Here is an 11,693-nt window from a genome sequence, read left to right on the forward strand (position 1 = left end):
GGCCCGACAGGACACGGGCCGGGCAGGGCGCCGCGTGCGGCCTTGCCCGGCTCCGGTGTCCGTCAGTCTTCGTCGTGGTCCAGTTCGCTGAACTGGTCCGCCGGGTGGCGGACGGGGGCCTGCTGCTGGCGGGTCACGCGGGCCTCGCTCTGGCGGCGGGTGAACTGCGCCGCGATGTCGGCGAGTTCGATGAACTGGTCCGCCTGGCGCCGCAGATCGTCGCCGATCAGCGGCGGCGAGGTGCGGACGGACGAGACGACCGTGGTCCGCACGCCCTGACGCTGGACGCTTTCCAGCAGGCGCCGGAAATCCGCATCGCCGCTGAACAGGACGGCATGGTCGATCTTGGGAGCCATCTCCATCATGTCGACGGCAAGCTCGATATCCATGCTGCCTTTCACGCGCCGCCGCCCGTTCTGGTCGACGAATTCCCGTGCCGTCTTGGTGACGAGCGAATAGCCGTTATAGACCAGCCAGTCGGTCAGGGGCTTGAGGGGCGAATATTCCTCGCTTTCCAGGATCGCGGAATAATAATAGGCGCGGATGATGTGACATTTGGAACGGAAGAATGTCAGCAGATTGCGGTAATCGACGTCGAACCCCAAATGACGGGAAGCCGAATAGAGACTTGAACCATCGATAAAAAGACATGTACGTTCGTCGGGTTGAAAAAACATGGGCCTTGAATCCTTGTAGTATGGCCTGAGCTGGAAATGTCGCGCGGATTGATTGCCGCACTTAACAATATGCCCACCAGGCGGAAGGGTAGAGCCGCCGTGGGCAAATTGATATGGGCGAATAAGGCATATGATGTTCCTTTTGCAAAACGCTGAAACGCCACCGCCATCGGGTGGACTCCATGGAATTGCGGCGCGGCGGCGGGTCCGATGATCCTGATCGCGATCGGGGCCAATCTGCCGCGCGAAGGGGGCGGCACGCCGATCGAGACCTGCCGCTGGGCGGTCGGGCGTATCGCCACCATTCCCGGATTGCGGGTCACGGCGGTCTCGGCATGGTATGAAAGCGCGCCGATTCCGCCGTCCGGCCAGCCGCCTTATGTCAATGGCATGGTGGCGGCGGAAGGGGAGGTCGACCCGGCAACGCTGCTGGCCGCCCTGCAGGCGATCGAGGCCGAGGCCGGGCGGCGGCGTACGGTCGCCAACGCCGCGCGGCCGCTCGACCTGGATATCGTGGCGATGGGGGATTGCGTGCGCGATGCCCCCGATCCCATCCTGCCGCATCCCCGGGCCGAGGAGCGGGCGTTCGTCCTGCTGCCCTTGCGCGATGTGGCGCCGGACTGGTGCAATCCCAGGACCGGGCATGGTATCGGGGCGTCGATCGCGGCCCTCGCGGACCAGCAGATCCGCCGCCTGGAAGGCGCGTGACACGCGGACCTTGCGTTTGACGTTCGTTGTGGATAAAATTGTTTTTTTAACTAATTTACTCCGGAGGCCTGCCTCATGGCTCGCGTCACCGTCGAAGATTGCGTTGAACGGGTTCCCAATCGCTTCGAGCTGGTTCTGCTGGCGGCGCAGCGCGCGCGCGGCCTGTCGCGTGGCGAGGAGCTGACGATCGACCGCGACAACGACAAGAACCCGGTCGTTGCACTGCGTGAAATCGCGGACCAGACGATCGAACTGGAACAGATCCGCAGCGACCTGGTCCGTTCGCTGGCCCGCGCGCCCGAGCCCGAGCCGGCGGATGAGGAAGTGATGGACCTGATCCCGACCGAGCAGAATATTTTCGGTCTTCAGGACGTTTCGGCCGAGGAAGAGGCGGCCCACGGGGCCGGCATGTCGGCCGAGGAACTGGAGGCCGCGATCGAGGCCGAGCTGGGCGGCCGTTCGCGGCGATAAGCCCATGGCAGCGGATGCGGCCGGCCCTGCCGACACGGTACCTGTCGCCGCTCAGGCGCCGGCCTCGCCCGCGTCCGCGCCTGAACCGGAAGAGGGTGAACCCGCCGGGACCACACAGCCCCCCGCCCGCGTCATTTCCTGCGAAGGGCTTGTGCGGCGTGTCCGCGCCTATGCTCCGGATGCCGATCTCGACCTGATCCGCCGGGCCTTCGCCGTGGCGCAGGAAGCCCATGCCGGGCAGGTCCGCGACAACGGCGACCCTTACATTACCCATCCGCTGGCGGTGGCCAGCATCCTCGCCGGCTTCCATCTCGACCCGTCCTCGATCGCAACCGCGCTGCTGCACGACACGATCGAGGATACCGGCGTCACGCACGAGCGGCTGCGCGCCGAATTCGGGCCGGCCATCGCCGACCTGGTGGATGGCGTCACCAAGCTGACCCGGCTGGAGCTCCAGTCCGACCGCACCAAGCAGGCCGAGAATTTCCGCAAGCTGGTGCTCGCGATGTCCAAGGACATCCGGGTACTGATCGTCAAGCTGGCGGACCGGCTGCACAATATGCGCACGCTGCATTATGTGCAGCGGCTCGACCGGCGCCAGCGCATCGCGCGCGAGACCATGGAAATCTATGCGCCCCTGGCCGGGCGCATCGGCATGGACAAGGTCAAGACCGAACTCCAGAACCTGTCCTTCGCGGAGCTGGAGCCGGAAGCCAACGCGACCATCCGCGCACGGCTGAACTATCTGCGCGGCCAGGGCGCCGACGTGATCGAAGAGGTGCGGCGCGAGCTGGTCCGGTTGTGCCGCGATGCCGGGCTGGGCGAGGTCGAGGTGTCGGGGCGTGAAAAATCGCCGTTCTCGATCTGGGAAAAGATGCAGAAGCGCAATGTCGCCTTCGAGCAGCTTTCCGACATCATGGCCTTTCGCATCATCGTGCCGACGCGTGAGGCCTGCTACGTGGCATTGGGGGCGGTCCATGCCGCTTTCCCCGTCATCGTCGGCCGGTTCAAGGACTACATCTCCACGCCCAAGGCCAACGGCTATCAGAGCCTGCATACGGGCGTGACGCTGCGCTATCCGCGCAACCAGAAGATCGAGGTGCAGATCCGCACTGCCGAGATGCACGACATCGCCGAGAACGGCGTGGCGTCGCACTGGATGTACAAGCAGTTACCCGGCGCCGGCGGTGCCGCACAGGTCGTCACCGGCCTGCGCTGGGTGCAGGACCTGCTGGACATCCTGGAGGACTCGGCGGCACCCGACGAATTCCTGGAAAACACCAAGCTCGAACTCTACCAGGATCAGGTCTTCTGCTTCACTCCCAAGGGGCAGCTCATCTCGCTGCCACGGGGGGCCACGCCGGTCGATTTCGCCTACGCGGTGCACAGCCAGGTCGGCGATACCTGTGTGGGCGCACGGATCAACGGGCGGCTGATGCCGCTGCGTCACGAATTGCAGAACGGCGACCAGGTCGAGATCATGACGGCCCGCGGCGGCACGCCGTCGCCGTCGTGGGAGCGGTTCGTCGTCACCGGCAAGGCGCGGGCGCGCATCCGCCGTCATGTCGCCGCCCAGCAGCGCGAGGCCCATGTCGATGGCGGCCGCGCCGCCTTGGCCAAGGCCTTCCGGCAGGAGGGCGTGGACGGGTCGGAAAAGGTGCTGGAGAGCATCCTGTCCGACCTGAAACAGGCTTCGGTCGAAGATCTGTACGTCGCGGTCGGCAACGGCAATATCGGGCCGCGCGACGTGGTGCATGCGGCCTATCCCGCACTGCGCCAGACGCCGCGCGCGCCGCGCATGGTGCCGGGCATTCCCATGCGCGCACCCACGCGCACCGGGCGGCCCAAATCGGGCGGCGGCATGGCGCTGGCCGGCATCGGCCCCGGCATCGCGGTCCATTTCGCGGGCTGCTGCCATCCGCTGCCCGGGGACCGGATCGTGGGGATCGTCGCGACCGGCAAGGGCATCACCATCCACACCGCCGGCTGCCAGACGCTGGAGAGCTTCGCCGCCACGCCCGAGCGCTTCATGGACGTGGACTGGGATTACGACGTGATCGCGCGGGGCACGAGCGAGCCGCATATCGGACGGCTCAGCATCGTCGCCGCCAACGAGCCCTCGATCCTGGCGACCCTGACCAATGTCGCCTCCAAGCATGACGGCACCATCGTCAATCTGCGCATCGTCAACCGCCAGCTCGATTTCATGGAGATCCTGGCGGATATCGAGGTGCGCGACCTGCGCCATCTCTCGTCGCTGATCGCCGCGATGCGCGCCTCCAGCAGCGTCGTCCAGGTGGAGCGGGCGAAAGGATGAGTCTGCTCGGCATCGGGTCCGACCTGTGCGATATCCGGCGCATCGAACGCGCGCTGGATCGCCACGGCGAACGGTTTCTGGACCGTGTCTTCACCGAAGCCGAGCGGCGGCGGGCCGACCGGCGGCAGGGGCAGGCGCGGCTGGGCGCCTACGCCAAGCGGTGGGCGGCGAAGGAAGCCTGCGCCAAGGCACTGGGGACCGGATTTTCGCTCGGCGTGTTCCATCGCGACCTGGGGGTCGACAATCTGCCGACCGGCCAGCCCGTCATGGTCCTGACCGGCGGGGCCCGGGCCCGGCTGGATGCCCTCCTGCCGCCCGGCGAGGCCGCGCGGATTCTCCTGACCATGACCGACGAATATCCCTATGCGTTCGCGCAGGTGATGATCGACGCTGGTCCAGCTCCCTAGGATCGGGCTAAGGTCGGCGCGCCGGGTGGGGATGGTCCCCCTCGCTTCATCCGCGGGCTTGCCGTCCGGCCCCCTCGGGCGGACCCCTCCGCATCACTTCCGGATTCAGACATCATCCCTATGGACGACCCGCACAAGACCCACATGTCCCCCCTCTCCTCCGGGGGTATTCTTCCGGCCTTGCGTGGCGTCTGGGACCTGGTCCGCACCATCGTCATCGCCGGCGCGCTGGCGATCGGGGTGCGCACCGTGCTGTTCGAGCCGTTCAACATACCGTCCGGATCGATGATTCCCACCTTGCAGGTCGGGGACTATCTCTGGGTCGCCAAATACAGCTACGGCTACTCCCATTTCTCGCTGCCATGGTCTCCCGATCTGTTCAGCGGGCGAATCTTCGAAAGCGTGCCTCATCGCGGCGATGTCGCGGTCTTCCGTTTCACCAGGGACACGTCGATCGACTATATCAAGCGCATCGTCGGCCTGCCGGGTGACCGCGTGCAGGTCCGCGGGGGCGAGCTCTACCTCAACGACGTGCTGGTACCCCGCGTGGCCAAGGGCGATTACGTCGCGGTCGACGAGCATCGCACCCGCATGGAAGGCCAGCGCTTCCGGGAAACGCTGCCGGGCAGCGCAGGCGCGCCGCCGGTCGAGCACGATATCCTGAAGCTGACAAACGAGGGATTCCAGAACGATACCCCTGTCTATGTCGTGCCGCCGGGCTATTTCTTCGCAATGGGCGACAATCGCGACGACAGCGCCGACAGCCGCTTCATGGGCGATGACCCGGAAGATCTGGGCTTCGTGCCGATGGAAAACCTGATCGGCCAGGCCAAATGGATCTTCCTGTCGCTCGACGCGCGCTATCCGGTATGGGAATTCTGGATGTGGCCGGCCGAAATCCGCTGGAACCGTCTCTTCATGGGCGTGAGATGAGCGGAGAAGGTCTCCTGGATGATGGTGCGCCGGGCGCGGACGTGAAGGCGGTCGAGGCGCGTCTGGGCTATCATTTTCGCCGAACCGACCTGCTGCGCGAAGCACTGACCCATCGCTCGGCCGCGCACCAGCGCAGCGCCGGGGCGGGGCGCCGCAGCCGCCAGCCGGCATCGCGGCGTGGTGCCGGATCGAACGAACGGCTGGAATTCATCGGCGACCGCGTTCTGGGCCTGCTGATGGCCGAATGGCTGCTCGAGCGCTTCCCCGACGAGCAGGAAGGCGCGCTCGGACCCCGCCATGCCCATCTGGTCTCGCGTCCGGTCCTGGCCGCTATAGCCGGCACGATGGACCTGACGCAGGCCCTGGACGTGGCTGAACACGAGGCCCGCGCCGGCGTGCGGCAGATGGCCAATGTGCTGGCCGACGCGGTCGAGGCAATTCTGGGTGCGATGTATCTGGATGGCGGGTTGGAACCCGCGCGCCGCTTTGTGCGTGCGGCCTGGAACGATGCGATCATCGCCCAGGCCCGCCCGCCCAAGGACCCCAAGACCGCCTTGCAGGAATGGGTGCTGGCCCGTGGGCAGCCGCTGCCATCCTATCGGACGGTCCTGGTTGACGGGCCGTCGCATGCCCCTCGGTTCGTGATCGCAGTGACGGCCGGTGGCCAGTCGGGCGAAGGCGAGGCCGGCAGCAAGCGTGCTGCCGAAAGCGCAGCGGCGGCAGACCTGCTGCGGCGGATCGGATGACGGATTATTGTGGCGAGGGGACGACCTCGCTGGAAAGGGTACAGGATATGACCACCCGCTGCGGCTTTGTCGCTATCGTCGGTGCGCCGAATGCCGGGAAATCGACATTGCTGAACCGAATGGCGGGGGCGAAACTCTCCATCGTCAGCCCAAAGGCGCAGACGACGCGCTTTCGCGTGCTGGGCATCCTGATGCGTGGCGTCAGCCAGATCCTGCTGGTGGACACACCAGGCATCTTCAAGCCCCGGCGCAAGCTGGACCGCGCAATGGTCGCGGCGGCGTGGACCGGGGCCGAGGACGCCGACATCACGCTGTTGCTGATCGACGCGCGTCGCGGCCTGTGTGACACGGTGCGCCCCATTGTCGAGCAGTTGGCCAAGACGCGCCGTCGCGTCTGGCTGGTGCTGAACAAGACCGATCTGGTGGACCGTCAGGCGCTGCTGCCGCTGACGGCCGAATTGTCCGGCCTGCTGGACGTGGAGCATGTCTACATGGTCAGCGCGCGTAGTGGTGACGGGGTGGACGACCTGCTGGACGCGCTGGGTGCTGCGGTGCCCGAGGGACCGTACCTCTATCCCGAAGACGACCTGACCGACCTGCCCGATCGCCTGCTGGCGGCTGAACTGGTACGCGAGCAGATCTTTCTTCAGACGCACGAAGAAGTGCCCTATGCCGCGACCGCCGAAACCGAGAGCTTCCGCGAGCAGCCCGACGGTTCGGTGCGGATCGAGGTGACGATCTATGTGGCGCGAGCGGGGCACAAGGCGATCCTGATCGGCGAGAAGGGCAGCCGCATCCGCTCGATCGGCGAAAAGGCGCGCAAGGATCTGTCACGCCTGCTGGGCAGGACATGCCATCTGTTTCTGAACGTGAAGGAGCGCGCCGGTTGGGACGAGGAGAAGGCACGCCTGCGCGCCATCGGACTGGACGACGCCTCTTGAACCGGGAATGATTTCGAGACGACGAGCGTGCTTGTGACCGATCCTAAGGGGGGATAAGAGGATCGGCGTAAGTATGGGCCGGACGGGGGCTACCCCGTGAGGAGCCATCATGTGAGCAATCGGGGGACCTCGTGACGGATCGTGAAGCACAAGACGTTCAGGGTTACCGCCGTGTCCTGCTGAAAATTTCGGGCGAAGCCCTGATGGGCGACGGCTCGTACGGCATCGACCCCGAGATGGTGGATACCATCGCCAGCGATGTGGCCACCGTGGCCCGGGCTGGGGTCGAGGTCTGCCTGGTGATCGGCGGCGGCAATATCTTCCGCGGTGTCGCGGCTGCCGCGCGGGGCATGGACCGCGCGCAGGGCGATTATGCCGGCATGCTGGCGACCGTGATCAACGCCTTGATGGTGCAGAACGCACTGGAGCGGCACGGCGTGCCGACGCGCGTGATGTCGGCCATCCATATGTCGTCGGTGGCGGAACCTTATATCCGCCGGCGGGCGGTCCGCCATATGGAAAAAGGCCGTGTGGTCATTTTCGCGGCGGGAACGGGCAATCCTTTCTTTACCACCGACACGGCAGCCGCCTTGCGCGCAGCCGAAATGGAGTGCGACGCCCTGCTGAAGGGCACGCAGGTCGACGGCGTCTATTCGGCCGACCCGCGTAAGGTCGCGGACGCCACGCGCTTCGAGACGCTGACCTATCTCGACGTGCTGGCGCGCGATCTGCATGTGATGGACGCCGCGGCTATCAGTCTGGCGCGCGAAAACCGGCTGCCCATCCTCGTGTTCAATATCCATGCGCCGGGGGCGTTTCCCCAGGTGATGCGGGGTGAGGGGCTGTATACCAAGATCGTCGAGGCATCCTGACAGCTTCGCTGACCCGGCGCTCACGCGGCGGGATATGATATGTTGTGACGGGCGGCCGCTCCGGCGGCTGCCCTGCTTGAGTGTGGAGGGCCATTGTGGCTGCTGATCAGAAGACACTGCTGGATGACCTTGTCCGCCGGATGGACGGCGCGCTGGAGAGCCTGCGCCGCGATTTCGCTGGATTGCGGTCGGGACGGGCCAGCCCCGCCCTGATCGAACCGGTGCGGGTCGAGGCTTATGGTGGTGAAGTGCCGTTGACGCAGGTCGGGTCGATCGCGGTGCCCGAAGCCCGGATGCTGACCGTGCAGGTGTGGGACCGGTCGCTGGTCGGCGCGGTGGAGCGTGCGATTCGCGATAGCGGGCTTGGGTTGAACCCGGCTGCGGACGGGCAGACCGTGCGGGTGCCCATTCCGCAGTTGACCGAGGAGCGCCGAAACGATCTGGCCCGCACCGCCGGAAAATATTCCGAGAACGCGAAGATCGCGGTGCGCGGCGTGCGGCGTGACGGCATGGACCAGACGAAGACGCTCGAAAAGAAAAGCGAAATCAGCCAGGATGACGTGAAGGTCTGGTCCGAGGCGATTCAGAAGCTGACTGATCAGTATGTGAAGCGAATCGACGACATGCTCGCGGAAAAGGAACGCGAGATCAAGCAGGTCTGACCTCGCTGTGACTGTGGGCTCCGTACCCGGCCCGGCGGCTGGGACAACAGACGCGCAGGCACCTCCGACGCCCCCGCTCCCTGTGGTGGGGCGAGGCGATGGTGGTGCCGTTCCGGCCCCGCCGGAGCATGTCGCGTTGATCATGGACGGTAATGGGCGCTGGGCGATGGCCCGCGGGCTGCCTCGTGCTGCGGGGCATAATGCGGGCGCCGAGGCAGTGCGGCGTTGCGTCCAGGCTGCGATCAAGCGCGGAGTCAGATATCTGACATTATATGCCTTTTCCTCGGAAAACTGGCGCCGGACGCCCGACGAGGTGGCGGACCTGACATCTCTGCTTCGCTATTATCTGCGGCATAAAGTGGCAGAGTTGTCGCGCGAAGGGGTGCGGATCCGCATTATCGGTGATCTGTCGCGTTTTGACGTCGAGGTGCGAGCCGAAGCAAAGCGGGCAGAAGAGGCAACAGCCGCTAACCGTCGGCTGACGCTGGTGCTGGCATTATCTTACGGCGGACGGGCCGACATCATGCAGGCAGCGAAGCATGTGGCTCTGGCCGTGCGTGATGGCACGCTGGACCCAGACCGGCTGGACGAGGCCCTGTTCGGGCGTTTCCTGCTCACAGCCGATCTGCCCGACCCGGATCTGATCATCCGGACCAGCGGCGAATGCCGCTTGTCCAACTTTCTGCTCTGGCAGTCGGCCTATGCTGAGTTGGTGTTTCTTGACACGCTCTGGCCGGATTTCAATGAGCAGCATTTCGACGCTGCGCTGGACATGTTCGCCCGGCGTGAAAGGCGATTCGGTGCTCGACCCACGCTCTGAGCCTCCCGCCATTCCAAGTAGGGGTAGGAACTGGAAGGACCTTCGTGCTCGTTTGATTTCTGCCGCCGTGCTGGTCCCTATGGCGGCGCTATGTATATGGGCGGGAGGAACTGCTTACGCCGTGCTCGTCCTGCTGGCCACGGCGGGCATGGCGGTGGAGTGGGGGCGCCTGTTCGGATTGCACGCTTGGTCCTGGCGCGGCGCACTATATGTCGCTTGGCCGGTTGCCGCCATGGCGGCGGCGTTGGGCGGACATTGGCTAGAGGCCTTCCTGGTCATTGGCGGAGCATTCGTATTTGGTCCGGCGCTGTGGAGCGGCCAGGTGGTGATCGGCTGTGCAGGGCTGGCGCTGCTGTGGCTGCGGCTAATGACAATGCCTGGTGCCGGCGTCGTGCTGTTCGTCATTACCTGTGTCGCGATCAGCGATAGCGGGGCCTATCTGGTCGGCCGCCTGATCGGTGGGCCCAAGCTGGCGCCTGCGATCTCGCCAGCCAAGACATGGTCCGGATCGTTGGGAGGGCTAGCCAGTGCCATGGTGGCCGGAGGACTGGTCTGCGCACTTGTGTCCGGACCTGATGCGTGGGGGCGTGGGGTGGCTTTCGGTGCGTTGATGGCTGTCGCGGCCCAGATCGGCGACCTGGCGGAAAGCGCGTTGAAGCGAGCGCGTGGGGTCAAGGATTCCGGCGCGATTATTCCGGGGCATGGCGGGCTGCTTGATCGTTTCGATGGGCTGCTGGTTGCAGCACCGCTGGCAGCCCTGCTGTCTCTGGGGGCGGCGGGTGGCGGGGCGTTCTGGTATGTGACGCCCGCCGGTCTGGTTTCCGCCCTGTTCGCGGCGCACGCGGATGTAGTGCCGCACGCGCTGGACGGCGGGCGTACGCTCGGATTGGGATGATGGCGTGTCAACGCCGAACGGCAGGGAAGAAAGAGGCATGAAGTCAGTCACCGTTCTGGGCAGCACCGGTAGTATCGGGTGCTCCACGGTCGATCTGCTGTTGCAGGCACCGGAGCGTTTTCGCGCTGTCGCTCTGGTCGGCGGGCGCAATGTCCAGCGCCTGGCCGAGCAGGCCCGGGCATTGCGGGTCGAACATGCCGTCATCGCTGACGAGGCCTGCTTGCCGGAACTACGCACATTGCTGGATGGGACGGGCATTGCGGCATCAGGCGGCCGGCAGGCGGTGATCGAAGCTGCTGCGCGACCGGTGGACTGGACCATGGCTGCCATCACCGGGGCGATTGGGCTTGAGCCCACGCTGGCGGCGGTAAAGAACGGTGGTTCCGTCGCGCTGGCGAACAAGGAGGCCCTTGTCTGCGCGGGTGACGTCATGCTGCGTGCGGTGGAACTGGCCGATGCCACGTTGCTGCCGGTCGATTCCGAACACAACGCGATCTTCCAGTCGATGGCCGACCGTCAGGTCTCTGAAGTGGAGAAGATCGTATTGACCGCCTCGGGTGGGCCATTCCGCCGGTCTACGCTTGCCGAGATGGAAAAGGCGACGCTGGAAGCGGCGCTGAGGCATCCGACATGGACGATGGGCGCCAAGATCACCATCGATTCGGCCACCATGTTCAACAAGGGGCTGGAGGTGATCGAGGCGGCGCGCCTGTTTGCGCTAACCGAGGACCGGATCGGGGTCGTGGTACATCCGCAATCGGTGGTGCATGGTCTGGTCCAGTACAGCGACGGTAGTATCGTGGCCCAGATGGGATCGGCCGACATGCGTATCCCGATCGCCCATACCCTGGCCTGGCCGGCACGCATGGCGACGAACTCGCCCCGCTTGGATCTGGCGGCATTGGGACGGATGGATTTCGAGGAGCCCGACGAGGTGCGTTTTCCGGCACTGCGGCTGGCGCGTGAATCCTTGCGTGCGGGCGGTGCCGTCCCCACTATTTTGTCGGCGGCAAACGAGATTGCGGTCGAGGCGTTTCTGGGGGGCTCCATCGGATTCCTCGACATCGCGCGGGTGGTCGAGGACGTAATGTGGGCTCTTGGACACCAGAGTGCCGATTCGTTGGAGGAGGTGCTGCATTGGGACGAGGAAGCCCGTCGCGCGGCACGCTTGCGTACGACATCGCTTGCTGCCTGACTTATGCCCGGGTTCGTGTGTCCCGGGGATATGGAGCGGCAATATCGTT

Annotated in this window: 13 protein-coding genes; 12 read left to right on the forward strand and 1 reads right to left on the reverse strand. The window is 65.5% G+C overall.

Annotated elements, in window-relative coordinates; translation table 11 throughout:
- Window positions 1–62: 62 nt before the first annotated feature.
- Window positions 63–677 (reverse strand): LabA-like NYN domain-containing protein, encoded by a 615-nt coding sequence (locus HLH36_RS08530; protein WP_182985958.1) that lies wholly within the window; start codon window positions 675–677, stop codon window positions 63–65.
- Window positions 678–887: 210 nt separating this feature from the next.
- Here HLH36_RS08530 and folK point away from each other — a divergent pair, with 210 nt between their 5' ends.
- The 12 genes from folK to dxr all read left to right on the forward strand — a co-directional run bounded on the left by folK (window position 888) and on the right by dxr (window position 11,644).
- Window positions 888–1,385 carry a 2-amino-4-hydroxy-6-hydroxymethyldihydropteridine diphosphokinase gene (gene folK, locus HLH36_RS08535; RefSeq protein ID WP_182985959.1) on the forward strand — a complete coding sequence of 166 codons (498 nt, stop codon included), beginning with the start codon at window positions 888–890 and terminating at the stop codon, window positions 1,383–1,385.
- Window positions 1,386–1,460: 75 nt separating this feature from the next.
- Complete coding sequence (rpoZ, locus tag HLH36_RS08540; protein WP_182965379.1) at window positions 1,461–1,856, forward strand: DNA-directed RNA polymerase subunit omega; 396 nt, start codon at window positions 1,461–1,463, stop codon at window positions 1,854–1,856.
- Between the two features lie 4 nt (window positions 1,857–1,860).
- Entirely contained in the window at window positions 1,861–4,173 is a 2,313-nt protein-coding gene (locus tag HLH36_RS08545; RefSeq protein WP_220792758.1) for a RelA/SpoT family protein, read from the forward strand.
- Window positions 4,170–4,580 (forward strand): holo-ACP synthase, encoded by a 411-nt coding sequence (gene acpS, locus HLH36_RS08550; protein ID WP_182985960.1) that lies wholly within the window; start codon window positions 4,170–4,172, stop codon window positions 4,578–4,580. The genes HLH36_RS08545 and acpS overlap by 4 nt, the downstream gene beginning before the upstream one ends.
- Window positions 4,581–4,724: 144 nt before the next feature.
- Window positions 4,725–5,513, forward strand: coding sequence for a signal peptidase I (gene lepB, locus HLH36_RS08555; protein WP_246376583.1), 789 nt, complete (start codon window positions 4,725–4,727; stop codon window positions 5,511–5,513).
- Window positions 5,510–6,259: a ribonuclease III gene (gene rnc / locus HLH36_RS08560; protein ID WP_182985962.1), complete on the forward strand. Its 750-nt coding sequence runs from the start codon at window positions 5,510–5,512 to the stop codon at window positions 6,257–6,259. Before lepB ends, rnc begins: the two co-directional genes overlap by 4 nt.
- Window positions 6,256–7,200, forward strand: a complete 945-nt coding sequence (gene era, locus HLH36_RS08565; protein ID WP_246376584.1) for a GTPase Era — start codon at window positions 6,256–6,258, stop codon at window positions 7,198–7,200. The genes rnc and era overlap by 4 nt, the downstream gene beginning before the upstream one ends.
- A gap of 131 nt (window positions 7,201–7,331) precedes the next feature.
- Window positions 7,332–8,072, forward strand: a complete 741-nt coding sequence (pyrH, locus tag HLH36_RS08570) for a UMP kinase (RefSeq protein ID WP_182965388.1) — start codon at window positions 7,332–7,334, stop codon at window positions 8,070–8,072.
- A gap of 95 nt (window positions 8,073–8,167) precedes the next feature.
- On the forward strand, window positions 8,168–8,734 hold the full coding sequence (gene frr, locus HLH36_RS08575; RefSeq protein WP_182985963.1) for a ribosome recycling factor: 567 nt from the start codon (window positions 8,168–8,170) through the stop codon (window positions 8,732–8,734).
- A gap of 142 nt (window positions 8,735–8,876) precedes the next feature.
- Window positions 8,877–9,554 carry a polyprenyl diphosphate synthase gene (gene uppS / locus HLH36_RS08580; protein WP_182986049.1) on the forward strand — a complete coding sequence of 226 codons (678 nt, stop codon included), beginning with the start codon at window positions 8,877–8,879 and terminating at the stop codon, window positions 9,552–9,554.
- Complete coding sequence (locus tag HLH36_RS08585; protein ID WP_408871867.1) at window positions 9,520–10,449, forward strand: phosphatidate cytidylyltransferase; 930 nt, start codon at window positions 9,520–9,522, stop codon at window positions 10,447–10,449. Before uppS ends, HLH36_RS08585 begins: the two co-directional genes overlap by 35 nt.
- A 37-nt stretch (window positions 10,450–10,486) precedes the next feature.
- Complete coding sequence (gene dxr / locus HLH36_RS08590) at window positions 10,487–11,644, forward strand: 1-deoxy-D-xylulose-5-phosphate reductoisomerase (protein WP_182985965.1); 1,158 nt, start codon at window positions 10,487–10,489, stop codon at window positions 11,642–11,644.
- Window positions 11,645–11,693 lie beyond the last annotated feature (49 nt).

Origin of the sequence: Gluconacetobacter aggeris, assembly GCF_014174395.1 — a bacterium.
Classification (GTDB): Bacteria; Pseudomonadota; Alphaproteobacteria; order Acetobacterales; family Acetobacteraceae; genus Gluconacetobacter; species Gluconacetobacter aggeris.